30 protein-coding genes are annotated in these 25,221 nt (G+C 45.6%); 29 read left to right on the forward strand and 1 reads right to left on the reverse strand.

Annotated elements, in window-relative coordinates:
* Window positions 1-30 precede the first annotated feature (30 nt).
* The 12 genes from hisC (at window position 31) to CHX35_RS14570 (ending at window position 10,257) form a co-directional block, all read left to right on the forward strand.
* Complete coding sequence (gene hisC, locus CHX35_RS14520; RefSeq protein ID WP_091838652.1) at window positions 31-1,149, forward strand: histidinol-phosphate transaminase; 1,119 nt, start codon at window positions 31-33, stop codon at window positions 1,147-1,149.
* Window positions 1,142-2,242 carry a prephenate dehydrogenase gene (locus tag CHX35_RS14525; protein ID WP_091838654.1) on the forward strand — a complete coding sequence of 367 codons (1,101 nt, stop codon included), beginning with the start codon at window positions 1,142-1,144 and terminating at the stop codon, window positions 2,240-2,242. Before hisC ends, CHX35_RS14525 begins: the two co-directional genes overlap by 8 nt.
* Before the next feature lie 41 nt (window positions 2,243-2,283).
* Window positions 2,284-3,567 carry a 3-phosphoshikimate 1-carboxyvinyltransferase gene (gene aroA / locus CHX35_RS14530; protein ID WP_091838743.1) on the forward strand — a complete coding sequence of 428 codons (1,284 nt, stop codon included), beginning with the start codon at window positions 2,284-2,286 and terminating at the stop codon, window positions 3,565-3,567.
* Window positions 3,568-3,994: 427 nt separating this feature from the next.
* Complete coding sequence (locus CHX35_RS14535) at window positions 3,995-4,519, forward strand: hypothetical protein (protein WP_091838657.1); 525 nt, start codon at window positions 3,995-3,997, stop codon at window positions 4,517-4,519.
* Between the two features lie 76 nt (window positions 4,520-4,595).
* Window positions 4,596-5,756, forward strand: a complete 1,161-nt coding sequence (locus CHX35_RS14540; protein ID WP_091838659.1) for a hypothetical protein — start codon at window positions 4,596-4,598, stop codon at window positions 5,754-5,756.
* Window positions 5,757-5,862: 106 nt separating this feature from the next.
* Window positions 5,863-6,414 carry a ReoY family proteolytic degradation factor gene (locus CHX35_RS14545; protein ID WP_245838858.1) on the forward strand — a complete coding sequence of 184 codons (552 nt, stop codon included), beginning with the start codon at window positions 5,863-5,865 and terminating at the stop codon, window positions 6,412-6,414.
* Window positions 6,415-6,489: 75 nt separating this feature from the next.
* Window positions 6,490-6,954 (forward strand): DUF2487 family protein, encoded by a 465-nt coding sequence (locus CHX35_RS14550; RefSeq protein WP_091838662.1) that lies wholly within the window; start codon window positions 6,490-6,492, stop codon window positions 6,952-6,954.
* Window positions 6,955-6,991: 37 nt separating this feature from the next.
* The gene (locus CHX35_RS17620) at window positions 6,992-7,138 is read left to right on the forward strand and encodes a hypothetical protein (RefSeq protein WP_176392104.1); all 147 of its coding nucleotides are present in this window, start codon (window positions 6,992-6,994) and stop codon (window positions 7,136-7,138) included.
* Window positions 7,125-7,607, forward strand: coding sequence for a QcrA and Rieske domain-containing protein (locus CHX35_RS14555; protein ID WP_140413631.1), 483 nt, complete (start codon window positions 7,125-7,127; stop codon window positions 7,605-7,607). The genes CHX35_RS17620 and CHX35_RS14555 overlap by 14 nt, the downstream gene beginning before the upstream one ends.
* A gap of 15 nt (window positions 7,608-7,622) precedes the next feature.
* Window positions 7,623-8,294 carry a menaquinol-cytochrome c reductase cytochrome b subunit gene (gene qcrB / locus CHX35_RS14560; protein WP_091838668.1) on the forward strand — a complete coding sequence of 224 codons (672 nt, stop codon included), beginning with the start codon at window positions 7,623-7,625 and terminating at the stop codon, window positions 8,292-8,294.
* Between the two features lie 25 nt (window positions 8,295-8,319).
* Window positions 8,320-9,123, forward strand: coding sequence for a menaquinol-cytochrome c reductase cytochrome b/c subunit (locus CHX35_RS14565; RefSeq protein WP_091838671.1), 804 nt, complete (start codon window positions 8,320-8,322; stop codon window positions 9,121-9,123).
* Window positions 9,124-9,426: 303 nt separating this feature from the next.
* The gene (locus CHX35_RS14570) at window positions 9,427-10,257 is read left to right on the forward strand and encodes a sporulation protein YpjB (RefSeq protein ID WP_176392105.1); all 831 of its coding nucleotides are present in this window, start codon (window positions 9,427-9,429) and stop codon (window positions 10,255-10,257) included.
* 17 nt (window positions 10,258-10,274) lie between these two features.
* On the opposite strand, the gene CHX35_RS14575 is transcribed toward CHX35_RS14570, so the two are convergent.
* Window positions 10,275-11,129 carry a YitT family protein gene (locus CHX35_RS14575; protein WP_091838749.1) on the reverse strand — a complete coding sequence of 285 codons (855 nt, stop codon included), beginning with the start codon at window positions 11,127-11,129 and terminating at the stop codon, window positions 10,275-10,277.
* 269 nt (window positions 11,130-11,398) lie between these two features.
* Between CHX35_RS14575 and CHX35_RS14580 the strand changes: the two genes are divergently transcribed.
* From CHX35_RS14580 to panD, 17 genes are all read left to right on the forward strand, one after another.
* On the forward strand, window positions 11,399-11,704 hold the full coding sequence (locus CHX35_RS14580) for a nucleotide pyrophosphohydrolase (protein ID WP_091838751.1): 306 nt from the start codon (window positions 11,399-11,401) through the stop codon (window positions 11,702-11,704).
* Window positions 11,705-11,762: 58 nt separating this feature from the next.
* Window positions 11,763-12,563: a 4-hydroxy-tetrahydrodipicolinate reductase gene (dapB, locus tag CHX35_RS14585; RefSeq protein WP_091838754.1), complete on the forward strand. Its 801-nt coding sequence runs from the start codon at window positions 11,763-11,765 to the stop codon at window positions 12,561-12,563.
* Window positions 12,564-12,588: 25 nt separating this feature from the next.
* The gene (locus CHX35_RS14590) at window positions 12,589-13,089 is read left to right on the forward strand and encodes a PCYCGC motif-containing (lipo)protein (protein ID WP_091838677.1); all 501 of its coding nucleotides are present in this window, start codon (window positions 12,589-12,591) and stop codon (window positions 13,087-13,089) included.
* A 718-nt stretch (window positions 13,090-13,807) separates the two neighbouring features.
* Window positions 13,808-14,302, forward strand: coding sequence for a hypothetical protein (locus CHX35_RS14600; protein ID WP_091838682.1), 495 nt, complete (start codon window positions 13,808-13,810; stop codon window positions 14,300-14,302).
* 103 nt (window positions 14,303-14,405) lie between these two features.
* Complete coding sequence (locus CHX35_RS14605; protein WP_091838684.1) at window positions 14,406-14,804, forward strand: hypothetical protein; 399 nt, start codon at window positions 14,406-14,408, stop codon at window positions 14,802-14,804.
* Between the two features lie 52 nt (window positions 14,805-14,856).
* Complete coding sequence (locus tag CHX35_RS14610; protein WP_091838687.1) at window positions 14,857-15,246, forward strand: hypothetical protein; 390 nt, start codon at window positions 14,857-14,859, stop codon at window positions 15,244-15,246.
* A 101-nt stretch (window positions 15,247-15,347) separates the two neighbouring features.
* Window positions 15,348-15,737 (forward strand): hypothetical protein, encoded by a 390-nt coding sequence (locus tag CHX35_RS14615; protein WP_091838689.1) that lies wholly within the window; start codon window positions 15,348-15,350, stop codon window positions 15,735-15,737.
* 196 nt (window positions 15,738-15,933) lie between these two features.
* The gene (locus tag CHX35_RS14620) at window positions 15,934-17,487 is read left to right on the forward strand and encodes an MDR family MFS transporter (protein WP_425435377.1); all 1,554 of its coding nucleotides are present in this window, start codon (window positions 15,934-15,936) and stop codon (window positions 17,485-17,487) included.
* A gap of 8 nt (window positions 17,488-17,495) precedes the next feature.
* Complete coding sequence (locus CHX35_RS14625) at window positions 17,496-18,065, forward strand: PadR family transcriptional regulator (protein WP_091838695.1); 570 nt, start codon at window positions 17,496-17,498, stop codon at window positions 18,063-18,065.
* A gap of 154 nt (window positions 18,066-18,219) precedes the next feature.
* Window positions 18,220-18,639, forward strand: coding sequence for a methylglyoxal synthase (gene mgsA, locus CHX35_RS14630; RefSeq protein WP_091838697.1), 420 nt, complete (start codon window positions 18,220-18,222; stop codon window positions 18,637-18,639).
* Window positions 18,636-19,340, forward strand: a complete 705-nt coding sequence (gene bshB1 / locus CHX35_RS14635) for a bacillithiol biosynthesis deacetylase BshB1 (protein WP_091838700.1) — start codon at window positions 18,636-18,638, stop codon at window positions 19,338-19,340. The genes mgsA and bshB1 overlap by 4 nt, the downstream gene beginning before the upstream one ends.
* A 29-nt stretch (window positions 19,341-19,369) precedes the next feature.
* A complete protein-coding gene (gene bshA, locus CHX35_RS14640) occupies window positions 19,370-20,506 on the forward strand; it encodes an N-acetyl-alpha-D-glucosaminyl L-malate synthase BshA (RefSeq protein ID WP_245838860.1) in 1,137 nt (378 codons plus the stop codon).
* On the forward strand, window positions 20,503-21,735 hold the full coding sequence (locus CHX35_RS14645; RefSeq protein ID WP_091838706.1) for a CCA tRNA nucleotidyltransferase: 1,233 nt from the start codon (window positions 20,503-20,505) through the stop codon (window positions 21,733-21,735). The genes bshA and CHX35_RS14645 overlap by 4 nt, the downstream gene beginning before the upstream one ends.
* On the forward strand, window positions 21,716-22,690 hold the full coding sequence (locus tag CHX35_RS14650) for a biotin--[acetyl-CoA-carboxylase] ligase (RefSeq protein ID WP_091838709.1): 975 nt from the start codon (window positions 21,716-21,718) through the stop codon (window positions 22,688-22,690). The genes CHX35_RS14645 and CHX35_RS14650 overlap by 20 nt, the downstream gene beginning before the upstream one ends.
* Window positions 22,691-23,030: 340 nt before the next feature.
* Window positions 23,031-23,894 (forward strand): 3-methyl-2-oxobutanoate hydroxymethyltransferase, encoded by an 864-nt coding sequence (gene panB / locus CHX35_RS14655; RefSeq protein WP_091838757.1) that lies wholly within the window; start codon window positions 23,031-23,033, stop codon window positions 23,892-23,894.
* Window positions 23,891-24,760: a pantoate--beta-alanine ligase gene (panC, locus tag CHX35_RS14660; RefSeq protein WP_091838711.1), complete on the forward strand. Its 870-nt coding sequence runs from the start codon at window positions 23,891-23,893 to the stop codon at window positions 24,758-24,760. The genes panB and panC overlap by 4 nt, the downstream gene beginning before the upstream one ends.
* Window positions 24,745-25,128: an aspartate 1-decarboxylase gene (gene panD / locus CHX35_RS14665; RefSeq protein WP_091838714.1), complete on the forward strand. Its 384-nt coding sequence runs from the start codon at window positions 24,745-24,747 to the stop codon at window positions 25,126-25,128. Before panC ends, panD begins: the two co-directional genes overlap by 16 nt.
* Window positions 25,129-25,221: the final 93 nt, after the last annotated feature.

Consider the following 25,221-nt stretch of genomic DNA (forward strand, 5'->3'; position numbering starts at 1 on the left):
AGGGAAAATGTGTGGAGAGGGGCCAGTGGAATGAAAGGGAAAGCGACATTACAGGGGGTACCTGTGTATCAACCAGGAAAACCCTTGGAAGAAGTAAAGCGAGAATATGGCCTTGATGAAGTGATTAAACTGGCCTCGAATGAAAATCCATTGGGTTGTTCGCCAAATGTGTGGGAGTCTTTACAAGCGGAACGTGATTTTTTTGCGTTGTATCCAGAGGGTGAAGCTCCTCTATTAAAAGAGAAACTAGCCGCTCATTTACAGATAGAACCACAGCGATTGATGTTTGGGAATGGATCAGATGAAATTATACAGATGATCGGGCGCACCTTCCTGGAACCGGGCGACGAAACCGTGATGGCTGATATTACCTTCCCGCGCTATAAGACACAGACCTTGATTGAAGGGGGTAAGGCAGTAGAAGTCCCACTCATCGAGGGTGTTCATGATTTAGAGGGAATGGCAGCTGCGCTGAATGAGCGCACCCGGATTGTATGGATTTGTAATCCAAATAACCCCACCGGTACGATGATCTCTGGGGAGGAACTGACTTCGTTTATGAAGAAAGTCCCCCCTCATGTGTTGGTGGTGTTGGATGAAGCGTATGAAGAATACGTCGTGGATTCTAATTATCCGGATGGAATCCACGAAGTATTAAAGGATCCACGGGTGATTGTTCTAAGAACTTTTTCTAAAATTTATGGACTTGCTGCCTTTCGAATTGGATATGGGGTGATGGATCCTCGCTTGATCCAGGAAATGAATCGTGTACGTGAACCCTTCAATGTGAATCGGTTAGCCCAACGGGCAGCAGTAGCAGGTCTTGAAGATCAGGACTTTGTTAAAAAATGCCGTGATACCAATCGAGAGGGACTCGCTTTGTTCGAAAAGCAATTAAATAAGTGGAATCTCTCCTATTTTCCTTCCCAAGGAAATTTTATTTTGATGGATACAGAGCGGGATGCTAATGAAGTATTCCAAGCACTCTTGGCAAAGGGAATGATTATCCGATCGGGAGTACCTTTGGGCTATCCTACTCATATCCGTGTGACGATCGGTACCAGAGAACAAAATCTTCGCTTTCTGACGGAGTTAGCGCAGATTTTGGATAAGCCAGCACCAGAGGACGTGGACCGTTCTCATGAGTAAAGTAGCGATTTTAGGAATTGGTTTGATTGGCGGTTCTCTTGCTTTATGCATCAAAGAGCGCACGGACTGGGTCGTTTCCGGTTATGATACCTCTGAGGAAAGTTTGGCACTGGCTACCTCGGCGGGTATGATTGATCGCGGGTATACCCACTTAGCAGAAGCAATCGCTGATGCAGACATTCTTGTTCTAGCGGTTCCGGTGAATGCGGCAAAGGAGCTTTTAAATCAAGTGGCAATGTTGCCGTTAAAGGAAGGGTGCATCATCACAGATGTAGGCAGTACCAAAGGAGAAATTGTTGCCCATGCGAGGGAATTGAAGGGACTGCCTGCTACGTTTATCGGGGGTCATCCGATGGCAGGTTCCCACCATTCTGGGGTACAAGCAAGCCACTCCTTACTTTTCGAGAATGCTTACTATGTGCTAACGCCTTTACCGAATACACCATTAGCGGATGTGGAAAGGCTTTCCCGATTATTAACCATTGCAACACGAGCAAAGCTGGTGATGATGGATCCACGATATCATGATGAGGTCGTTGGAGCGATTAGTCATCTCCCTCATATCATTGCTTCTGGTTTAGTCAACCAAATTAGCCGGTATAACGAGCAGAATGAATGGTATTATCGTCTAGCAGCAGGAGGGTTTCGTGATTTGACGCGAATTGCTGCGGCTCACCCCATTATGTGGCGGGATATTCTTCTTTCCAATCGTGAAGCCATTCTTCCCTTGATGGATGATTGGATTGCTGAGATGAGCAACGCAAGGAAAGCGATCTTGGATGCAGATGCGGATCAAATCGAATCCTTTTTTACGCGGGCGAAAATCAGCCGAGAAGGATTACCTGAACGTGTTCAAGGCGTTTTGCAATCATCCTATGAGTGTTATGTTGATGTACCCGATTCTCCTGGAATGATTGCAGGGGTGGCTCAGCTCTTGGCGGATGAAAAAATTAATTTGCAAAATATTGGTGTGATGGAAAACCGTGAAGATCGAGCAGGTGTCCTTAGACTGGTGTTCGGTGATAGCGATCAACAACAGCGAGCTCGGGATGTATTAAAAAGAAAGAAGTTCCGCGTTTTCGATCTGGATTGAATATGGAGAAGGGTAGGCTACAATTGATGCAACAATTAACGATGAAACCGGGAAATTCACTTCAAGGAACCGTTCAGGTACCTGGAGATAAGTCGATTTCTCATCGATCAGTAATGTTTGGTGCCATTGCCCAGGGTACAACACGTGTGAAGGGGTTTCTTCCAGGAGCAGACTGTTTAGCAACGATTGCTTGTTTTCGAAACATGGGGGTTTCGATCACGCAAGAATCTCCTACATCATTAACCATAGAAGGGGCAGGATGGGAAGGACTGCATGAACCTAACCAACTGCTTGATGTGGGAAATTCAGGGACAACGATTCGTTTGATGCTCGGCATTTTAGCAGGCCGTTCTTTTTATTCAGCAGTTGCTGGAGACGAATCGATTGCAAGACGCCCGATGGATCGTGTGCTTCATCCCCTTCGTGAGATGGGTGCGCAAGTGGATGGACGTCAAGGAGGGCGTTTTACGCCATTAGGTATTCGGGGTGGGGGTTTACAAGGGATTCGCTATCAAAGCCCAGTAGCGAGTGCACAGATTAAATCTTGTCTATTGTTAGCCGGTCTACAGGCCAAAGGAGAGACGGTTGTCGAAGAACCTTATCGATCACGGGATCACTCCGAACGGATGTTACGTGCATTTGGTGCGGAGGTCAATTCCTTCTCGGGGGGAGTTTCTGTACGAGGTGGGCAACAGCTATCGGGTAGGGAGGTGCGAGTGCCAGGGGATATCTCCTCTGCGGCGTTTCCGATGATTGCTGCTTTACTAGTGCCAGGGAGTCAAGTTACACTCCAGGATGTGGGCGTCAACCCGACTCGGACGGGGATATTGGATGTTTTGAAAGCCATGGGTGCAACCATCGAGGTGAAGGAGACCGGGGAGTGGTGTGGAGAACCGGTAGGCGATATTACGATTTCGACATCTACCCTTTTTGGAACAGAGATCGGCGGGGAATTAATCCCCCGGTTGATAGATGAGATTCCCATTATTGCGGTGGCAGCAACCCAGGCCAAAGGGAAGACCATTATTCGTGATGCAGCAGAGCTGAAGGTGAAAGAAACCAATCGCATTGCTGTGACTGCTGGGGAGTTGACCAAGCTAGGTGCACGGATTGAAGAGACGGAAGATGGCATGGTGATTGAAGGTGGAACGCCTCTAACTGGGGGAATTTGCGATAGCCGTGGAGACCATCGTATTGGAATGGCAACAGCAATTGCTGGCTTGATCGCAAAGGGTGGAGTTACTGTACACAACGCGGATGCAATCAATGTTTCCTTCCCAGGCTTTTCAGAACTGATGTCCAGGTTGGGTAAGGTTCATTCTTAATGATAAAGAGAACGCACACGTTCTCTTTATCATTAAGATCAGAATATTCTTATTCCTGTACAATATTTAGAATAGATAGTTGACGGTGATGAACCCACCGCTTATACTAGGCTTATAGGATGTGCCGTAACCCCTACCTCAGTCGTAACTAATGAGGTAGGCTTAGCAACAAAAACGGTTTTAACCGTGGGGCACACGGGGTTCGCTTGGGTATGATCCTATCAATCGATGGGAGCTTCCAAGAATCCCACAGCGAAAGCGCCTAACGGAATTTCCTTTGGGTGATTTCGCTGTGGGAGTGTCAAAGTATGGTTTCTCTCCACTCCTATCCATAAAATGCACGGTTGAGTGCGTACCGCCTGATTCCACAGGCGGTTCTTTTTTTGCTGGACTTGTCATATTCGTCTAAGAGGAGGAGGGAGAGAAAATGAAAGGAAGCCGTCGAGGGTTATCGGTTGAGATTGGCTTTGTTTTAGCGATGGTGCTCATATTAAAAGAATGGGTATTCCCTTATTTCATCTGGCGCTTCTTTCCAACCGGAGATATGGCAGCCAAGATGGGCGAGTGGATGGTAATCATCGTGGGTGTGATCCTGTGTGTGATCTACCTTGGACTGGGATCAACATCGCGACAAATCTATCAATTAAGCCTTACCCAGGCGTTACAAGTGTTTGCTCTTATCCATTTACCTCTATGGTTGATAGGTGGACTACCTCTTACTCTAATGAAACCTTTGACATGGATTCAGGAGGCAGGAAAGGCATGGAGTCGACTGATCGGTGATGGCTTGCGGTTATTTGATCCCTCCCTTTCCATCGATCTGATGTTTTTATCGGCTTGGGTCGCGCTCTGTTTATTCCTTTGCGGACGCAACTTACGTGTGTCAGAGGAGGCATCAGGTAGGATCGATAACCAAGTTGGTAAGCGATCCGCCATGAATAAAAGGGATTGATAAAATCCAAGATAAGGTATTTTTTAATCCTCTGGAGGAAAAATAGGAAAGACGCATCTCCAGGGGAGGGAATTTAATGAATTTAGCTGATCGTTTAACCTATGCCGATATTGATCTTCTACAGCGAATGGCCAAACATTATGGTTGTGGACATGATGTTCATTCTAAAAAAGATTTGATCACCTCCCTTCTTCATCATCTCGCTGGGAAGAGTCGACTATCAGAAGAGTTTGCATGCTTGACTGACATTGAAAGACGGTTCTTACAACAGCTTTGTTTCGATAGCCGTGAGTGGTTTAATCATGAAGAGTTGCTGAGTAAAGGACGTGTGGCATTAGGAGGGAAGGAAGGAGAGCCGAGACGGTTGGTACTCTCTGCGTTACATAAGGGGTGGCTCTTTCCAGGCATCTCACAACGGGAAAAAGATTTACTCCAAATGCCAAGCGATTTAAGGAATCGCTTTCTTCGTTTATTTTCAGACAGGGTTATGGGACGTGAAGAACCTCCTGTTTATCGAAATGAAGAGGGACTTTTTGTCGAAGATCTTGTGCAGTTTTGTTCTTTCTTATGTCGCCATGAAGTGCGCCTCAGTGCGGACGGGGGAATTTATCGGCAACAACAACGTCAGCTCTTTCAAACCTTTCATATTCAAGAAAGTCCGGTGGATAAAAAAGCCTGGCGTTTTGGATTTGGACGCAGTTATCATTTGTATCCTGATCGTTTTGCTCTGATGTATGATTATGCATTTTTTAAAGGGTATATTGCAGAGGATACGATTGCAAATATTGTTCATCTAACTGAATTGGGCGTACAGAAAATGACGGATTCCTTTAGAGAAGAAGGAAAGGAACTTTATCGTTTTTGGCTTCGTCTCTATAAAACCCCCCTTCCGCAACTCGCTTTAGTCGTAAAGTGGATTGAGCTGTTGTCCCGTGATACCTGGCAAAATGCAGAGGAAATCTATCAGGGTATCAACGAGTGGCTAAGCCCTTACTATTACGAAACAAAGGAGGATCTTTTTAATCGAATTCTTAAAATGATGCTCCATCTAGGGATGATTCGAATGGGAGAAGCAGACGTCGGAAGTCGGTTGATCGCAATGAACTTAACGGGTGTCCAGTGGGTTTCAGGCATTGCTGGATTTGCAGAAAAACGGTTAGCGAAAAGATGGTCAGAGCCCGTAGGTGGGCGCAATTTGCCTTTGCAAGAAGGGAATCGGGTGTCCGACATGGAATAAAAATATAAGCCTCTATCAAGATTATCCGAAAATCTGAGAGGCTTCCTGCGTATATTAAGAACAAAGTTCACAATATTCTCATCGATCCAGATGGGGGGGATAGGTTATGATGGGTGATTGCGTGACAGTCTCAGAAAAAAAAGAATTTATTCAGTGGTTTTTAAACCGCTTCGAACTGCAAAAACGCGAGGCGGCGTGGCTACTCAACTATCTCTGCTCAGATGTGGAACTTCTCGAGCGCACCCATTTTGTCGAAAGCCTTCGGCAACTTCCTAAGACCCTGCTGATTTCTACGCGGTGTATTCAAATGACGCCTTTTAAATTTACGAAAAACAAACGGGTGAGTTCTGATGTTGAGACAGCCTTCTACGATATCCGTTCATGCCCGAAGGAAGATCTTTTTATCAGTCTCTATTTTAATGATCGATCAAGTTGTCCAGAATATGCTGCTGTTTTAGAAGGAAACCCCATGGAAAAGCAGGATCTCGTCCAAGACACCTTGTACAGTTTATATGCTGAGTTGGTATTGGATCAATCGATACGAGATTTTAAGGAAAAAAATCTTTACCGTAGGATTGATGAAGCATTGGCCTCGGGTGATCGAAAGCAATTTTTACAATTAACCGAACAATGGATCAGAATCGTGGAAAATGAGTGAGAGTTCCGATATAATGCCCGGTAGAGGCCGGGCATTTTTATATGGGATGACCATTGATGAAATGAGGAATTTTTCATGCGGTTGACTAAGTTGGCACAGGATGAGTGGTTGCGTTCAGCTCCCTTTGTGGATACACTCCTCATCCCAGTTTATCGAATTGGAATGACCGATAAAAACCCCGATCTCGATGAGGCAAAGTTTACTGAAAAGATTGCACGAGGCGTTGAGCAAGAGTTAACGGGCCGACTTTTGTTGATGCCCGCTGTTCCCTATGGAGCCGAAAAAAATGTTTTTCTTCACTATGTTAACGATGTGATTCGGCAGTTTTCGTCTTCCGGTTTTCACTATTGTTTCGTAATCGGAAGAGACTCGATTTTTTCTAATGGGTTGGCGTTAAACCATGGGGGATGCGGTTGGATTCCCATCCATTCAGGGGCCTCGTCCGAGAGTGACGATGGCGTAACGAAGGTTGTTGAAGGAATTATAGGCATGTGGGATTCGGTTCAGGGGAATGATGGAAGGGAGTTTGGGAAAAAGTAACTCTTGCATCCTAAGTTGATTCCTGGAGTGCCTGTTCTTGACAGGGATTGAGACGGTTGGCTATCATGGTTATGTCCTAGCATTACATACGGATTCCGGTCCGGTTAAGGGTAACCGCATAGAGGGAGGTCGGACGAGTCTTGAGCGAGCACAAACAGACGAAGTCGGGGATGTCGCGCCGTAAGTTTTTGACTTATACCATCGCGAGTACCGCCGGTTTCCTCGGTTCTGGTATGTTGTTTCCAATGGTACGTTTTGCAATTGATCCGCTTCTACAAAAAGGAACGGATACAAAATTTGTCGATGTTGGTTCTGTAAGCGATTTCGGAAACAAACCTAAGATTGTGGAATTTCGCATTCAGCGAAATGATGGGTGGTACAAGGAAAAAGGCGGGGAGAAAGCGACTGCCTGGGTAATGAAAAATGGTAGTGAGATTCTTGCGTTATCTCCCATCTGTAAGCACCTGGGGTGCACAGTGAAATGGGAGGGTGGAGGTAACACGGACGTGTTCTACTGTCCTTGCCACGGTGGAATGTACACGAAAGACGGTGTCAATGTTCCAGGCACACCACCTCCTAAACCCCTCGATGTATACGCAACAAAAATTGAGGGTGGAAGATTATTTCTGGGTGCAGTCAAAGAACGAGGGTAAGGGGGGAGAAGAACCATGTTAAAAAATACTTATGAATGGTTGGATAAACGGCTCGATATTACACCGATGTGGCGTGATATCGCTGACCACGAAGTACCCGAACATGTGAACCCTGCCCATCATTTTTCAGCGTTCATCTATTGTTTTGGTGGGCTTACTTTCTTTATTGTTGTGATTCAAATTTTATCAGGCATGTTTCTCGCTCTTTACTATGTCCCAGATATTCAAAACGCCTGGAAAAGTGTTGACTACTTACAAAATGAAATCGCTTTCGGTCAGATTGTACGGGGGATGCATCACTGGGGAGCGAGTGTATCAATCGTGATGTTATTCCTTCATACGTTAAGGGTCTTTTTCACAGGATCGTACAAACATCCACGGGAATTTAACTGGGTGATCGGGATGTCGATCTTTTTTGTCATGTTGGGTCTTGGATTTACAGGCTACTTACTCCCTTGGGATAATAAAGCCTACTTTGCAACAAAAGTTGGGATTCAAATTGCCGCAAGTGTCCCTGTGATTGGAAGTGCCATCGCGACCTTCCTGCAAGGGGGAGAAATTGTTGGTGCGCAGACACTTGCTCGATTCTTTGCTCTGCATGTCTTCTTCCTCCCAGCTATTTTGCTTCTTCTCTTGGGAGTTCATTTTGTTTTAATTCGTCGACAGGGTATTTCAGGTCCGCTATAAGTCTGACAGGTGAGGGGTGAAAACCATGGCACATCATCATGATAACGACAAAGAAATCCATTATGTTGGGGACTCACGGGTGGTACAGAAGACGGAACGATTGGTTCCCAAGGATTATTCCGAATTTCCGGGTAAGACCGAGGCCTTCTTTCCGAACTTCCTTCTAAAGGAATGGATGGTTGCGGTTGTTGTACTCGTTGGATTTATGGCACTGGTAATGGCTGAAGAGCCACCATTGGGTGCTCAAGCGGATCCGACGAATACCGGCTTTCTACCCGTTCCTGACTGGTACTTCTTGTTTCTCTATGAACTTCTAAAATTCAAATGGGCTTCCGGTCCCTATGTAGTGGTTGGTACCGTGATTGTCCCTATGCTAGCCTTTGGCTCTTTGTTCCTCGTTCCATGGCTCGATACAGGAAAAGAGCGTCGTCCGATGAAACGTCCAGTTACCATTGGAATTATGTTTCTCGCCTTAATTGGTTCGGTGGTACTTACGTGGGTAGCATGGGATGAGCATGAGAAGCAACTCGCTTCCCTGCCAAAAGGGGAAGCAGAAGCGAAGATTGTTGACCAGAAGGATCCGGCTTTTGACATCTACAAAAACAATGCGTGTGTAAACTGTCATGGTCAAAAGCTAGAAGGTCTTCAAGGTCCCCCTTTACGTGGTGTGGGAGATGCATATACGCCTGACGAAATTATCTCCATCATGAATGAAGGGAAAGGCAAGATGCCTGCAGGGATGTTCCAAGGAACTGCGCTAGAGAAGGAGCAACTAGCGGATTGGTTAGCCAAGCAGAAAACAGGCAGGAAGATGTCAGAAGAACAGTAATTGAAGTAATTCCCCCGGCTTCGGCCGGGTTTTTCTTTATGTCAGTCGGCTGTGATAAATGTTTTTTCGAGAAAGGCGTTCATAAGTGTGATCAAGTGATCGTTCCGAATGGAAAGTGCTATGTAAATAAGAAATGAAGGGGTCGGGAGCGATCGGTAACGTTTCCTGATTCCTTCATTTTTCTTATGGGAATTTTGTCATGAGGTTCCGCAATTCTAGATCGATTGCGTCCTTTTATTCATGGAGCGGACAGGCTACGCATAGAAATGATAGTAAAGTGGTGGGTGGATGGAGGTACGTTCCATGAATAAATCGTTAATAAAATGTTGGCTGATGATCCTATGTATTTTGGTCGGTTGGGGATGGGAACCTGTGATTGCTTTGGCATTGGATAATCAATCACCATCCCTTTGGACAAAACAAAGTCTTCACATACGAGACTGGGTACAAGAGGGAACCCCCTCCAGTTACTTAAAGGCAAGAAGTCAAATGAAGGAGTTGGCAATCGGCTTTTCACAAGCAGATTTATCAACCTTGGATGTATCGGTGCAGGGGATTCGAGCGCTTTCTAATTGTTTGGTGACGATGGAAGAGGAGTTAAATCGAGTCATGCCTCAACAAGGGGACGCGAATCGGGCGGCGATTCAGCTTACTCTTGCCTTTGATGCGGTGTCTCATTCTAATCAGCCGATGTGGGTACAGTATGAAGCTGTTTTTAAGAAGGATATCGCCAAGGTAAAAGGTGCCCTTAAAAACAATAAAAGAGAAGCTGTAGCAGCCTCCCTGAAAGAATTAATCGCCCATGTTGAATTAGTGATGCCAGCTTTGGAGGTATCTCGTCAACCAGGAACCGTACAAAAGGTGAAATCGGTTCTGCAGTTTTTTCGAAGTGAGATGAAAAAGAAAGGAGCATGGAATACCCACCGGCTGTCAGAGCCCCTTAAGCAGTGGGAGAACATGCTCACTCCTCTCATTCATGGTCCAGAGGAAGAAGTCGTTGCGGTGGGTTTAACCAATTTTCCCCCTGTCATACCCGCTGCAATACTTATGGGAACCGTTATTGCTTTGGTACTCGGTTATGTGGGATGGCGGAATTATCGTGGGAGTTATCAACGGGTGAGGGGTCGAATCTAGTGGAGTTAGAATTCGATTCAGGGTCGATCAAAGGTAAATCCTTCGCCTAATACATCCCGTACATCATGAACAACAACAAAGGCATCTGGGTCGATGTTATGAACCAACTGTTTCATCCGTGAAAGTTCGGGCAGGCTGATAACAATGTACAGCACCTCTTTATCGGTCCCTGTATAACCGCCTCGGCCCTTTAATAGGGTTACGCCACGTTCCATTTCGGTTGTGATCTTATCGGAGATGGATACCGCTGAATTTGAAATGATAGTGACCGCTTTACGGCTATCTAAACCTTCAACTACAAAGTCGACAACGCGTGCACCGATAAATACAGCGACAACGGTATACATCGCTTTTTCGCGCCCGATGAAGAAATAAGAGGCTCCGATTACTGCCAAATCAAATAAAAACATGGTCCGGCCGATACTCCAACCCAGATACTTATTCCCTAAGCGAGCAATGATGTCCACCCCTCCTGTGGTGCCACCTACTCGGAAGATGATACCAAGCCCCCCTCCTACAAGAACCCCTGTATAGAGTGCAGCAAGTAAGGGGTCGTTCGGAATGGGCTCGCCCCAATTTTGCGTAAGGGAGAGACAAATGGAGACCATGGTTGTACCATAAATGGTTAAGAGAAAGGTACGTTTGCCAAACACTTTATATCCGACTAAAAAAAGTGGAATATTTAAGGCGAGAATGACTGGCCCTGGAGGTAGTTGAAACAGGTAATAAAGAATGAGAGCGATACCTGTGAAACCGCCTTCAGCCAGTTTATTGGCGATTGCAAAATAGTTAACACCCAGCGAGAAAATGAATGAGCCGATGAGAATGGCAAGAAGATCCCAGATCCACTTTCGCAAAGGCTGTTTTGGCATGACGTTCATGAATCTTCGCCTCCTTAATGGTTAGTTTGGTCGATCGTCGTCTAATCAATGAATAGATCCATTTAGAAACAGCCGACTAATATTATACCGACGAGGGATCGGATGGGCAATCCACTCCACCATAAAAAGCGGGTCCTTGGACCTGTTTTTTTATAGAGAGAAGAAAGGTTACAATCAGTAAGGTTTGTTTTCTATGAGCGGATCGGTTACGATGATAAAAAATAGGAGGATGGATTGTGGAAAAACGGACGTTACAAGCAATGCAAAAGGAAGTTGATCAATACATATCGCAATTTAAAGAAGGATATTTCCATCCCTTATCCATGCTCGCACGCATGACAGAAGAGGTAGGGGAGCTTGCGCGAGAAGTCAATCATCAATTTGGTGAGAAGCCGAAAAAAGCAGAGGAAGAAGAGAATAGCATCGAGATGGAGCTGGGTGATATTCTCTTTATCACGCTATGTTTTGCGAATTCGCTCGATATTGATCTTGATGAAGCGTATCAAAAGGTAATGGATAAATACAATACACGGGACAAGGATCGTTGGACGAGCAAGGAATCGTAACACGGTCACCGTTACAAAGGAGGGAGCAGTGAAGCGTTTCGCTTCACTGCATCGATGGATGGCACCGATCAAAGTCGCTGTTGCTGGAGCAACAGGTAAAATGGGACAAGAAGTGATCAAACTAATCCAACGGGAAGAAAGCTTGATCCTCGTTGGCGCTACAGCACGAACACAAGCAGGAACCGATGTGGGTGAAGCCATTGGGATGGGTCGTCTCGATGTAATTTTGACAGAATCACTCACGGATGTCCTTGCACAGGGGCCAGATGTGCTGGTTGATTTTACGACCCCTTCCCTAGTAAAAAGCAACACGGAACAGGCGATTGCTTATGGTGTTCGTCCGGTGGTGGGTACGACAGGGCTTACAGAAGAGGAAATCCGCGCATTGGATCAACAATGTCAGGAGGCAGGGATCGGAGGGATCATTGCGCCTAATTTTGCGATTGGTGCTGTCTTAATGATGGTTTTCGCAGGAAAAGCAGCACGCTACATGCCTCATCTAGAAATCATTGAGTTGCATCACGATCGTAAATTGGATGCCCCTTCAGGAACCGCTTTAAAGACGGCGGAGTTAATTTCAAAGGAACGAGAAGAGCAAAAACAGGGCCACCCCGAAGAAAAGGAAACCCTTGAAGGGGCTCGCGGTGGTTATAAAGATGGCTATCGAATTCATAGTGTCCGGCTTCCTGGGCTCGTGGCTCACCAAGAAGTACTCTTCTCAGATGCTGGACAACTGTTGACCATCCGCCATGACTCACTAAACCGGGAATCCTTTATGCCGGGTGTAAAGCTGGCTGTGGAGGATGTGATGAACCGTAAGGGGCTTATTTATGGCCTGGAGAATATCCTTGACCTATAAAAAGAAGTAGGAAGGTGAAGCGATCATGCCTAAAAGCGTGAAATTACGAGGGATTAGTTGGGTATTATTTTCCGTTCTTATTGGATCGGTGGCAGTAGGGTGCCAAAATGATCAGTCGATGAATGAAAAACAACAAACGGCTCACCAGGGCGATATCCAGGAGGCGACGGCGAGTAAAAAACACCTGCCCTCTTTTTTAAAGGATACGGATCCCCATGTAAGAACGGTTTACAGGATAGCAGCTGAGCATGCAAACACCCTTGAGAAAATGCCTTGCTATTGTGGGTGTGGGGAAAGTGTGGGGCATAAGAATAATCTAGATTGTTTTGTCCAACAGCAGGAAAAAAACGGTGAAATTATTTGGGACTCCCATGGGATGAAATGTTCGACTTGTCTAATGATCGCGAAAAAATCAGTAGAGTTAAAGAATCAAGGAAAAAGCGATTTGGAAATTCGAAAGATGATAGATCAAGAGTACGAAGGATCTTATGGAAATCCCACGCCAACGCCGATGCCGCAATCGTAATAAAAAAGAGAGGCTTGTCTACCAGACAAGCCTCTCTTTTTTATTACCCATATCCCAATCAGATAACTGGTGAACATTTTTATTGGACCTTAAAATATTATTAATTTTTTATTTAGGGAATCAAAATATACCGAATTTACAAGTGGTCAAGCGAATTATTTTATTGTTGTATTAATAATACTAATAAAATTTTGATAAACACCTTGACATAATCTTCTTGCTATGGTTTATTATATATAAAGATTGTTATTTCAATAAAGGAAGGGGTGATGTTGTGCTAAAGAAGACGATTTTTTGTACCATTTGTACATTTGGTTTGTTTTTATGTTCTTTATTGATAGTATCCGGTGCATTTGCTCAAGTTTTATTTTATACATTTGACTGTTATTTTGATGACTCAGCGTCTCCTTTGGGTCCCAATCGGTCACTGAATGGTGATACAGTTCAGTCGCTTACGGTTGAGATGGATCAAGAGCCATCGTATTTTAACGGCCTAAGTGTATGTCTAACGGATGAGAATGAGAAAAGCCTTTCATGTAAGCGATTACTTAATGGTGAATCCGCAATTTCGTATGAGTTAGAGAAGGGGACGAAGTATAAGGTGAAGTTGTATAATTTTACTTCACAGAACGAACTTCATTTGACTGGGAAAGTTATACCGAGTTACCGATAACCTTTTCTGAATAATGAGATTATTAGCTGATTAGGAGTGGTTTTTATGAAAAAGAAATGTTCCTCATGGATTGTAGGACTGCTGTCCCTAGTTTTCCTTGTGATGATAGCTTCTCCCATGCCCACCTATGCTTCAACGAATGAAACGGATATCGAAAGGACAGCGGATTCTACGTATTTTTTTGAAACGATTGCTCCCGGTGAGAGTTTTACGGTGACCTATGAGGATGCTCTGTCTTTTCAGGCAAATGTAGACTTCGTGATCTACGATTACATGACAGAGGCTCCGGTAACATTTACACCTGAGAAGTTCGATATCCAATTTACCAGTGGAACGGCAGTCGTTCCTCCTTTGATGTTAACCTATCCCAATGCGATAGCAGCGGGTTACCCAGTAGAAACTTCGCTGTCAATCTTCCCGAATTATTCCATGAAGGCCCTTGATGCAAGTGGTCCAATCAGTAAAAAAGGAGAAGTAACCATTAAAAACAACAGTGAAAATACTGTGGGATTTGAGGGCTTTCTGTACGGGATTCGGTAGGACGAAAGGATCGATTATGTTACCTCGTCAGAGATTGAACCCGATAGAAGTGAAGGGGTAGTGGGTAGATGAATACGAAAATAAAATCTTAGGAGTGATTGTAGTGAAAGATTTCCGCTTTGCAAAGGTCGCTTTTGCCAGTTTTGTCTTGTGTTTTGTGATGTTATTCGCAGCATCCTCTACTTCTGCAGCCTTCCAATTTCCCATCCACTTTGTTTGTTATGGGGATTATACAACCTTTCCTAATATCGATTCGTCAAAATATAGCGCCATGACATTTAAATTTTCGAATAATGAGCCTGAAGAGCTTGATGGTTTAGTGATTTGTACGTATATCTCTTCAACACCCACTAATAAAAAATGCGTGACCTTTGATGGTAGTCAAAACACGATCACTATGGACTTTGAAGATCCTACACAGATTTATAGCCTTCGGATTGATAAGCGAGCAACTGGTTTAGAGAGCATTTCTGGGACCTATCTAAGGACGGAGCGAAACTGAGTGAATTCGTATCACCTTTAATAGCAAAAAAGAATTCATTGGAGGGATTGTGATGAAAGATTTCCGCTTTGCAAAGGTTACTTATGCAAGTTTGGTTTTGTGCTTTGTGATGTTATTCGCAGCATCCTCTACTTTCGCAGCAGCGACAAGGTATTTTGTATGCACAGGTGCGATCACGTATTTTCAAAACATTGATGCTTCCAAATATGATTCCGTAACGTTTAATTTTCCAGCGTATGAACCCGAAGAGCTTAACGGATTAGAGGTATGTGTTTTTGTTCCTTTTACGCCCAACCAAAAATGTGAAAATCTTGATGGTAGCCAAAATTCAATTACAATGAATCTGGATGACCCTACGAAGACCTACACCCTTAAGCTTAGAAAGTCAAAATTGGATCTCGATAGCATAACCGGGACGTACACTTTGAATGACAGAGAGTAATATTTGCCAAAAAACCATCACCCCGATGTGAAAAGGGTGATGGTTTTTTGAAACCGCAAATTCGGGTCGATTTCAAAAATCACAATCGAGGAGTGAAGGGCATGAAAGGGCTTCATATAAAGAAGTTGGCTATGGTTAGTTTGGTTTTTGGATGCGTGATGATCTTTGCAACAACGCCGACTTTTGCCGCATTCACGGGATATCTTATCTGCTCTCGTGAGGTTACCTATTTATCGAAATTGGATGCTTCCAAATATCGATCGGTGACCCTTGATATGAAGGAGCATGATCCCCAAGAGCTTATTGGGTTAGAGGTATGTAAAGTCGCTTCCTTTTCAGCGAATAAATCATGTATGACCTTTGATGGAAGTCAAAATTCTGTGACGGTGACGTTAGATAATGCGAGCGAGCCGTATACCATTGCGATCAATAAATCCGTTGTGGATGTGGGCATCATTTCAGGGACCTTTACTCTGAATGATCGTGAGTAGAAAAGTCATTTGTATAGGTAGCAAAAAACCCGCTTTCTCTGGCCTTACCGAGAAAGCGGGTTTTTTGTGGATTAAATCATTTGTGCTCTTGCTAATTAGTCAAATTTGAATATAATAATTATTAGATCATAATCAACCAGTTGGAGTAAGCGTTAAGCACCATGAAAAGCATGGTACCTATAGGGATAGGAGATGGATGGGGAATATGATGCATGCGAAAAGCCGTGTAAATGGTGTAGTAGCGGGACTTTTGTTAGGGATATTGATGGCTTCGATGGATAATACCATTGTTGCTACCGCGATGGGGACGATTGTAGCAGACTTAGGGGGCCTTCAACATTTTATTTGGGTGACCTCCGCCTATATGATTGCCAGTGTAGCTGGGATGCCGATTTTCGGTAAACTTTCTGATATGTATGGGAGAAAAGCGTTTTACATCACGGGATTGACGTTATTTATTCTTGGCTCCATTTTGTGTGGATTTTCGCAATCGATGGTGGAACTGAGTATATCGCGGGCGATTCAAGGGTTGGGTGGCGGCGCCCTGATGCCCATCGCTTTTACGATTATCTTTGATATCTTCCCGCCGGAAAAGCGAGGAAAAATGTCGGCATTATTTGGAGCGGTTTTCGGCCTCTCCAGTGTATGTGGTCCATTATTGGGTGCCTTTATCACGGATTATTTTGATTGGCGCTGGATCTTTTTTATCAATCTCCCCTTAGGGATTCTTTCCTTTTTCTTTATTTGGCGCTTTTATCATGAGTCTTTGGAAAGAACACGGCAAAAGATTGACTGGCTAGGAGCAGGATTGTTAGTCACTTCGATCGTTAGTCTGATGTTTGCCTTAGAGTTGGGTGGAAAAGAAATCGCCTGGAACTCTCCGATGATCTATGGGTTATTTGCTGCCTTTGCTATTTTATTAGGTTTTTTCTTGTATGTAGAATCCCGAGTGCCACAACCGATCATTTCCTTAAAGCTTTTCAAAATTCGGTTGTTTGCAGCAAGTCAGGGAATTGGGTTTTTGTATGGCTCGGTGTTTGTGGTCGCAACGGTTTTTATTCCTTTATTTGTGCAAGCGGTATTTGGGGGTTCTGCTACCAATAGCGGTCTGATTTTGATGCCCATGATGTTAGGGGTGGTGGCGGGAAGTCAAACAAGTGGAAGGTTGGTCATGTTTGCCTCCTATCGAAGGATCATGATGGGTTCAGGAGCCTTATTACTCACAGGGATTCTTCTTTTAGGAACGCTATCCGTGGACACCTCCCGATGGTTCGTTACCCTGTTCATGGTCATTACAGGAATGGGGATGGGGATGTCCTTTCCCTTGCTCAGTATGAGTTCAATTGAGGGATTGGATATTCGCCAGCGGGGAGCTGCAAACTCCGCAGTGGCATTTTTCAGGATGATTGGAATGACCTTAGGGATTACCATATTCGGTACCATTCAAAACCACTTGATGATGAACGATCTGGGGCAGGTACTTACACGCATCCAGGGCGTTGATGGGGAGATCAGTCCTCAGGCGCTGTTGCAACCGGAAGTCCGGCAACATATACCGCCCCAGGTGTTGGAGCAGATGAGCCAAGCATTTGCTGACTCGATTGCGACGGTATTCCAATGGTCACTTATTCCAATTAGCCTTGCAATTGTCTTGATCTTCCTAATGGGAAAACGTAGACTAGTCGTGCAAAAGCCTGCCTCGAAAGAGGCGGTGACAAAAGCTCCTGAACCTGTAGGTGGGGAGGGGTAAAATTTTTTATGTCTGTGCGATTAGTAATTCTCGGATTGTTAATGGAGGGGGAAAAGCACCCCTACGAAATTACGCAGGTGATGAAAGAACGAGTCATGGATCAGTATATTAAGTTACCGAAGGGCTCACTATACTATGCGATTTCCCAATTAGAGAAGCAAGGTTTTATTGATGAGCTGGAAACCCTAAAGGAAAAAAATCGCCCGGAGAAGACGATTTATCGCATTACCGAATCGGGTCGAGAAGAGTTTCAACGTTTATTGATCGAGCAGTTCTCCTCCGAGGAAAGGCGATATCATCCTCTTTATGCGGCCCTTGCCTTTGCAAGGCAAGGGGATTCTACTCAGATTGCTGAGATGCTAAAAAATCAAATTGAAGGAATCAAGCAAGAAGTTGAAGGGATGGAGAAGGTGTATGAAGATCACATCTCCCAAGTATCCCGGGTGATCCTTCATATGATGATGGGTATCATTGAAATTGGAAAGGCAGAGATCACGTGGCTTGACCGAATACACAAGGATGCGTTAGCGGGTCGGCTATCTGAAGTAGGAAAGCCAATTGAAGTAAGTGATGAATAAAGGAAAGCCCTGCCGTTTTGAGGCGGGGCTTTCTTCGCTTTAGGGGTTAGAGTAAAATGAAAGAGTACAAGCTTAGGATGAAACACCTTTATAAGGTGATCATGAAACCATAACATTGCGGTCTTTAGTGGGTTGAGAGGGGAAGGTGAAGAAAATGAATATTGCTTTGATTGCTCATGACAAGAAGAAAGAAGTGATGGTGCGATTTGCTATTGCTTATCAGAGGATTTTAAGAGAACATACGCTCTATGCGACTGGAACGACAGGGAGTCGCATTCATGAGGCGACGGGCTTATCCATCCATCGTTTTCGTTCAGGTCCACTCGGGGGAGATCAGCAGATCGGTGCCCTCTTGGCTGACAATCAGATGGACTGTATTTTATTTTTCAGGGATCCATTAACTTCACAGCCCCATGAGCCTGATATTTTAGCATTATTGCGTTTAGCTGATGTACATAATGTTCCCGTCGCCACCAATCTTGCTGGAGCGGAAGTAATGATTCGTTCGATTGATAAAGGGGGATTCTCTTGGCGGGAAGTGGTACGACAAAAAGAGGAGGAGAATCAGGGATGAAGGGAACGACCATGGATATCTTAGCCTTCGGAGCCCACCCCGATGATGTGGAAATTGGAGCGGGAGGGATCTTGGCGAAACATAGCGCCCTCGGCAGAACAACGGGGATTTGTGATTTAACCTTTGGGGAACTTTCAACCAATGGCGATATTAAAACAAGAGAAGCAGAAGGAGCGCGTGCTGGAGAAATTTTGGGATTAACCGCCCGTCATCGGATGGGATTCCCTGATCGAGGATTGACGGGCTCTCAAGAGCAAGTCGATGCAATGGTGAAACTCATTCGTCAATGGAAACCGAAGGTGGTGTTAGCCCCTTATTGGCAGGATCGCCACCCTGATCATATTGCTTGTAGTCAGATGGTGAAGGAAGCGGTCTTTGATGCTGCCATTCGTAAAAAAGCTGCCGAAGTAGGGATGGAGCCCCATCGGGTGACCCAGGTTTATTATTATTTTATTAATGATATCTCACAGGCTGATCTGATTGTCGATATCAGTGAGGTCTACGCTAAAAAAAGAGAAGCGATCCTTGCTTTTGAAAGCCAATTTATTCCGGGGCCGGATCGAGCCGATACGCCTCTTAACCAACCGACCTATATCGCTATGGTTGAGGGACGGGATCAGTTGTGGGGACATCAAATTGGAACGAGTCACGGGGAAGGGCTCGTCTCGGCAACGCCGCTCCGAATGGATCAACTTGTGTAATGGAGAAGAGCAGAAGGAGAGAAGAGACGATGCGAATCGGAATTACGTGCTACCCGAGCCACGGTGGCTCAGGGGTGGTAGCGACAGAATTAGGAAAGTTAATGGCAGAACGGGGACATCAAGTTCATTTTGTGACCTATGATATGCCTTTTCGTTTAGGAGGGTTTAACCACAATATTCACTATCATGAAGTAGAGGCAAATCGCTATGCGGTTTTTCGGTATCCCCCTTATGACTTAGCGTTAGCCAGTCGGATGGCACAAGTGGCTAAACTCCACTCCTTAGATGTGATTCATGTTCACTATGCTGTACCCCACGCCATTTGTGCTTATCTTGCGAAGGAGATGTCGGGTCATGCTTTTAAAGTGGTGACGACCCTTCATGGAACGGATATTACGGTGTTAGGGGAGGATCCATCGTTACGCGATATCATTTGTTTTGGGATTCGTCAAAGTGATGCGGTGACGGCGGTATCAAATGATCTCATTCGCCAAACTAACGAATTACTTTGTGTAGATAAGCCCCTAGAGCGAATCTATAATTTTGTGGATCAACGGATCTATTCTCCGCAAGATGTGCAGGAGGTTCGGCAACAATATGCGAACCCGGATGAAAAAATCTTGCTACATATTTCTAACTTCCGTGCGGTAAAACGGGTGCCGGATATTATCCGCATTCTGGATCGTGTTCAGCGCCATATTCCAACGAAGCTACTCTTGGTAGGGGAAGGACCGGATTTATCAAGAGCAGCGGATATGGCGCAAGAACGAGGCTTAATGGATCGTGTCATCTTTTTAGGTAAACAAGATGAAGTGGCAAAGTTAATCTCATTGGCAGACTTACTGATTCTTCCTTCCTCGAAAGAAAGCTTTGGTTTGGTTGCATTAGAGGCGATGGCTTGTGGGGTGCCTACTGTGGGATCCAATGCGGGGGGGATTCCTGAAGTGGTTGCGGATGGTGAAACTGGATTTCTTTCCAATGTGGGAGATGTAGACGCGATGGCGGATCATGCGATTCGGTTGTTGACGGATTCGGAGTTATATCAGACCTTTTCGGAAAATGGACGCGCACGTGCCCGCGAGCATTTTTGTGCGGAGAAAATTGCGAATCAATATGAAGACCTCTACAGGCGGGTGATTGCAGGTGAAACGAGGGCGGGGGTATGAACCCCGCCCTCGTGTACGCCCATGAGGTATTGGAAAGACTGGAACAGGCAGGTTTTCAGGCTTATCTCGTAGGGGGGTGTGTCCGTGATCGGTTGATGGGACGAGAGCCTGCGGATTATGATGTTGCGACGGACGCCCTACCCGAAGAAGTTCAACAAGTCTTTCCAAAGACTGCCCCAACAGGCATTCAGCATGGCACCGTTGGTGTCCTTCATCCAGGATTGATGACCGAGGTCACAACGTTTCGTAAGGAGTCGACGTATTCCGATCAGCGTCGTCCGGATGAGGTCACCTTTGTTACGAGTCTTGAAGAGGATCTTTCACGACGGGATTTTACAGTGAATGCGATGGCTGAGGATCGTAAAGGCCGTCTATATGATCCATTTGGAGGGCAAGAGGATCTAGCGCGCAGGCGGATCAGAGCGGTGGGGCAGGCTGTGGATCGATTCAAGGAAGATTCTCTACGCATGGTAAGAGGAATTCGTTTTGCTGCCCAATTGGGTTTTGTACTGGATAAAGAGACGGAAGCGGCCTTTGAGTTAGCAAAGATGGACTTAACCATCCTTGCAGTAGAACGGGTGGCGATGGAGATGAGAAAGTTGTTTCGATCGGCTTCGCCTTCCCGGGGGTTAACCTACGTATGGCAACATGAACTCGTACACTTTCTCCCCCCTTTCATCCAATGGGAAGGCGTTTCGAAGGCGCCTGACGTTCCTTTATCCCTGTTGGATAGCTTAGCTGGTGTGGAGGCGAGATGGGCAGGTTTTCTCATGAGTTGTGGCGTGGATCAAGACCGCCTGATCCCGTGTCTCCGCAGTTTTCGCCTTTCAAAAAAGGAAGTCACTGCCATTGCTACGGTGTTCCAGCTCGCCCTTGCAACAAAAACTTGGCAGGAGGAACGAAGGGTGAAAACGGCAATCCTTCTCCATGGATGGGACTTGGTTCAACAAGGAATCGAACTGGCAGGAGGGATGGAAGGGCGATCCTTCACGGAAAGGGAAGAACAAAAACAGCAGATTCAGAGTTGGTACGATGAAATGCCTGTTCTCTCGGCTACGGATCTGGTTATTGATGGACGTGAACTTCTACAGGCTACCGATAAAGCACCAGGATCTTGGTTAGGTGAAGCGCTTCATCACTTACTCCATCAGACAGCACTTGGTGATCTTCCCAATGAAAAAGAAAGGTTGATTGAAGAGGGGTGTCGGTTTGGGAAAAAACTTACGTGAACCGCTGTTAAAGCTGCTCATTGAGCAGAAAGAAGGATATATTTCCGGGGAAGAGATTAGCCAACGATTGATTTGTAGTCGTACAGCAATCTGGAAACATATTAATGAATTGCGTAGTGAAGGGTATCAAATTGAAGCCAAGCCAAAGGCGGGTTACCGGCTTGTGTATCGTCCGGATCGGGTAGCGCCGGAGGAATTAATCCCGCATCTTTCTACAACATCGATCGGGCGAGCGGTTCGTTATCAACGAAGTGTTCCTTCTACGCAATCCCTCGCCCATGAATGGGCGAAAGAAGGTGCGCAGGAAGGATCCCTCTATCTGACGGAAGAGCAAACGGCGGGGCGCGGACGCATGGGACGGATCTGGCATTCACCTACCCACTCAGGGATTTGGATGAGCCTGATTTTACGTCCCCCGATCCCGCTAAATCAATCCCCCCAGTTGACGTTGCTTACTTCGGTTGCTATTACACGCGCGTTAAGGAAACAGACAAACCTTCCAATCCAAATTAAATGGCCCAATGATCTTTTGATTCACGGGAAAAAGGTTTGTGGAATTTTGACCGAATTACGAGGAGAGCAAGATCAGGTTCATTATGTGGTGCAAGGGATTGGAATTAATGTCAATGCTACAGAAAGTGTCTGGCCAGAAGAGCTGCGTCCAATTGCTACCTCCCTAGCGATTGAAGGAGGTCGAACCTTTTCCCGGCCAGAGCTGATCGGCGCGATTTGTGGCGAATTGGAAACCCTATATGATGGGTATCTTAGTTATGGATTTACACCGATCCGTATTTTATGGGAAGAATATGCTGGGATGCTTGGGCAGGAAGTGACGGCACGAACGGGTCAAGGATCTGTCAAAGGGATTGCGAAGGGATTGGCGGAGACTGGGGCTCTCCTGCTCGAGACCCATACCGGTGTTCAGACAATTTTTTCCTCAGATATTGAATGGTAGGCTTAATTGTTTGTTGCAGGCGGTGTTCCTTTCACCATGGTTAAATCTTGGTAAGGGAACATAACTCCTACCATTGTTATTTTGGTGAATTTGGTTTACCCTAGGGTTGGGAGCGGCGACATCCATTTGGAGTCACACGGTACCCGACCTTTTTTATAGTAGTTTGTTGATTGCCTTTATACTTTTCATGTGTATTTCTGCTCTAAGCCTTCGGGACGGAGACAGAGGAACCGGACTAAACATCGACCGGCGCCTTACCCATCTGTGTCTACGGAGGGTAGGCGTTTTATTGTTTCTTCTTGATCCTTTGGCTTTGGAGCAATCCAAAGGAGGCCATAAAATGGCACGAGAGAAAATGGTGACGGTAAATACCCTGCGCAAGATGAAGAAGGAGTCTGAAGCGATCACGATGGTCACCGCCTACGATTACCCCTCTGCAAAGTTGTCGGAAGAGGCGGAGGTCGAGATGATCCTAGTGGGTGATTCTCTAGGGATGGTGGTCTTGGGCTATGATTCGACGGTACCGGTTACCCTAAGTGATATGCTTCACCACACGAAAGCGGTTACGCGCGGTGCAAAAAAAGCATTGGTTGTGACGGATCTCCCATTTTTACATGCGCATTTATCAAAGGATGAAGTATTGCGTGCGGCGGGTCAGCTTTTGCAAGAAGGCGGCGCTCGGGCTGTGAAAATGGAAGGCGGGAGCGAGATCCTTCCGTCGGTGAGGGCCTGTGTACAAGCAGGAATACCTGTTATGGGTCATTTAGGCCTGACTCCCCAATCCGTGCACCAATTGGGAGGATACCGTATTCAAGGGCGCGAGATTGAGACTGCGAAAAAACTAATGGAGGACGCAAAGCAATTAGAAGAAGCGGGTGCCTTTAGTTTGGTATTAGAATGTGTCCCTGAGGAATTAGCCAAAAGGATTACCGAATCGATTCAAATTCCAGTGATTGGAATCGGAGCGGGTCGATATTGTGATGGCCAAGTATTGGTTTATCATGATCTTCTGCAATATGGTAGTGATGTAAATCCTTCTTTTGCGAAGAGCTATGCCTCTGTTGGAGAGGCAACACGACAAGGGATTCAGTCGTATGTAGAAGAAGTAAAAGCGGGGATTTTTCCAGGAGAAGATCATGTTTTTCATATGAAGGATGAGATATTAAATGAATTATACGGAGGCCAAGGAGAGGGTAGCAAATGAGAATAATTGAAACCATTGATGAGGTACGTCAAGCCCTTTCAACATCAAAGGGGACGATTGGCGTTGTACCGACAATGGGCTATTTGCACCCGGGCCATGTCAGTTTAATTGAACGCGCACGGCAAGCGTGTGATTGTGTAGTGGTTACGATCTTTGTGAACCCTTTACAGTTTGGGCCCAATGAGGATTACGATCGTTATCCCCGAGACTTAAAGCGGGATGCGCAATTAGCAGAACAGGCGGGTGCCGATTTTTTATTTACCCCTTCAGTGGAGGAGATGTATCCGCGCCCGAACCAGGTGGGGTTAACGGTAAGGGGTTTATCTGATAAGCTGTGTGGCGCGTCGCGTCCTGGACACTTTGATGGCGTGGCTACGGTGGTAACAAAACTGTTTCATATCATACAGCCAAGCCATGCTTATTTTGGACAAAAGGATGCTCAACAGTTAGCCATTATCCAGTGTATGGTCGAGGATTTAAACTTACCAATTTCAATCGTCCCTTGTCCAACCTTACGCGAAGCAGATGGCCTTGCCATGAGCTCACGCAATGTGTATTTGTCTGAGGAAGAACGCAAACAAGCACCGATTTTATACCAATCCCTATTGGATGTGACGAAGGCACTGGATCAGGGAGCCTTCTCCCATGCTAGTGAAGTTGTGAATTCCATCCACGAGATGTTCAAACAAGCCCCTCTGGGTGACATCGATTATGTAGAGGCATTCACTTATCCTGATTTGCAACCCATTGAAAACCTGTCGGACCAACCGATCATTATCGCATTAGCGGTGCGCTTTGGTAAAACGAGGCTGATTGATAATGTAATCTGGTCAAGGAAGGAGGAATCACCATGTTTCGAACAATGATGAAAGCGAAACTCCATCGTGCAACCGTAACAGAAGCCAATCTCAATTATGTCGGTAGTGTAACGATTGATGAAGATATTCTTGACCGTGTTGATATCTTACCCAATGAAAAGGTTCAGATTGTAAATAATAATAATGGTGCCCGCTTAGAGACCTATGTGATCCCAGGTCCACGCGGAAGCGGTGTTCTCTGTTTAAATGGCGCAGCGGCTCGCTTGGTTCAGCCTGGTGATACCGTAATCGTGATTGCTTATGGCATGATGGATGAAGAAACGGCTCGTACCTATCGCCCGAAAGTCGCCCTGATGGGGGATCATAACGAAATTATTGAGATGATCGGTGAAGAGGTACATGGTACGGTAGTTTAATGGCATGGATAAAAAAGCCGTGGGTCTAACAAAGATCCACGGCTTTTTTAATAGCTTCTTAATTTGATATTTAATTCATACTTCAGGGTTTAA

The sequence above is a fragment of the Marininema halotolerans genome, from assembly GCF_900116235.1.
Taxonomy (GTDB): Bacteria; Bacillota; Bacilli; order Thermoactinomycetales; family DSM-45169; genus Marininema; species Marininema halotolerans.

Excerpts from the sequence above, each read along its gene's own strand:
- hisC (WP_091838652.1), top strand. The coding sequence starts at position 31 with ATGAAAGGGAAAGCGACATTACAGGGGGTACCTGTGTATCAACCAGGA.
- CHX35_RS14525 (WP_091838654.1), top strand. The coding sequence starts at position 1,142 with ATGAGTAAAGTAGCGATTTTAGGAATTGGTTTGATTGGCGGTTCTCTT.
- aroA (WP_091838743.1), top strand. The coding sequence starts at position 2,284 with ATGAAACCGGGAAATTCACTTCAAGGAACCGTTCAGGTACCTGGAGAT.
- CHX35_RS14535 (WP_091838657.1), top strand. The coding sequence starts at position 3,995 with ATGAAAGGAAGCCGTCGAGGGTTATCGGTTGAGATTGGCTTTGTTTTA.
- CHX35_RS14540 (WP_091838659.1), top strand. The coding sequence starts at position 4,596 with ATGAATTTAGCTGATCGTTTAACCTATGCCGATATTGATCTTCTACAG.
- CHX35_RS14545 (WP_245838858.1), top strand. The coding sequence starts at position 5,863 with ATGATGGGTGATTGCGTGACAGTCTCAGAAAAAAAAGAATTTATTCAG.
- CHX35_RS14550 (WP_091838662.1), top strand. The coding sequence starts at position 6,490 with ATGCGGTTGACTAAGTTGGCACAGGATGAGTGGTTGCGTTCAGCTCCC.
- CHX35_RS14555 (WP_140413631.1), top strand. The coding sequence starts at position 7,125 with ATGTCGCGCCGTAAGTTTTTGACTTATACCATCGCGAGTACCGCCGGT.
- qcrB (WP_091838668.1), top strand. The coding sequence starts at position 7,623 with ATGTTAAAAAATACTTATGAATGGTTGGATAAACGGCTCGATATTACA.
- CHX35_RS14565 (WP_091838671.1), top strand. The coding sequence starts at position 8,320 with ATGGCACATCATCATGATAACGACAAAGAAATCCATTATGTTGGGGAC.
- CHX35_RS14570 (WP_176392105.1), top strand. The coding sequence starts at position 9,427 with ATGAATAAATCGTTAATAAAATGTTGGCTGATGATCCTATGTATTTTG.
- CHX35_RS14575 (WP_091838749.1), bottom strand. The coding sequence starts at position 11,129 with ATGCCAAAACAGCCTTTGCGAAAGTGGATCTGGGATCTTCTTGCCATT.
- CHX35_RS14580 (WP_091838751.1), top strand. The coding sequence starts at position 11,399 with ATGCAAAAGGAAGTTGATCAATACATATCGCAATTTAAAGAAGGATAT.
- dapB (WP_091838754.1), top strand. The coding sequence starts at position 11,763 with ATGGCACCGATCAAAGTCGCTGTTGCTGGAGCAACAGGTAAAATGGGA.
- CHX35_RS14590 (WP_091838677.1), top strand. The coding sequence starts at position 12,589 with ATGCCTAAAAGCGTGAAATTACGAGGGATTAGTTGGGTATTATTTTCC.
- CHX35_RS14600 (WP_091838682.1), top strand. The coding sequence starts at position 13,808 with ATGAAAAAGAAATGTTCCTCATGGATTGTAGGACTGCTGTCCCTAGTT.
- CHX35_RS14610 (WP_091838687.1), top strand. The coding sequence starts at position 14,857 with ATGAAAGATTTCCGCTTTGCAAAGGTTACTTATGCAAGTTTGGTTTTG.
- CHX35_RS14615 (WP_091838689.1), top strand. The coding sequence starts at position 15,348 with ATGAAAGGGCTTCATATAAAGAAGTTGGCTATGGTTAGTTTGGTTTTT.
- CHX35_RS14620 (WP_425435377.1), top strand. The coding sequence starts at position 15,934 with ATGGGGAATATGATGCATGCGAAAAGCCGTGTAAATGGTGTAGTAGCG.
- CHX35_RS14625 (WP_091838695.1), top strand. The coding sequence starts at position 17,496 with ATGTCTGTGCGATTAGTAATTCTCGGATTGTTAATGGAGGGGGAAAAG.
- mgsA (WP_091838697.1), top strand. The coding sequence starts at position 18,220 with ATGAATATTGCTTTGATTGCTCATGACAAGAAGAAAGAAGTGATGGTG.
- bshB1 (WP_091838700.1), top strand. The coding sequence starts at position 18,636 with ATGAAGGGAACGACCATGGATATCTTAGCCTTCGGAGCCCACCCCGAT.
- bshA (WP_245838860.1), top strand. The coding sequence starts at position 19,370 with ATGCGAATCGGAATTACGTGCTACCCGAGCCACGGTGGCTCAGGGGTG.
- CHX35_RS14645 (WP_091838706.1), top strand. The coding sequence starts at position 20,503 with ATGAACCCCGCCCTCGTGTACGCCCATGAGGTATTGGAAAGACTGGAA.
- panB (WP_091838757.1), top strand. The coding sequence starts at position 23,031 with ATGGCACGAGAGAAAATGGTGACGGTAAATACCCTGCGCAAGATGAAG.
- panC (WP_091838711.1), top strand. The coding sequence starts at position 23,891 with ATGAGAATAATTGAAACCATTGATGAGGTACGTCAAGCCCTTTCAACA.
- panD (WP_091838714.1), top strand. The coding sequence starts at position 24,745 with ATGTTTCGAACAATGATGAAAGCGAAACTCCATCGTGCAACCGTAACA.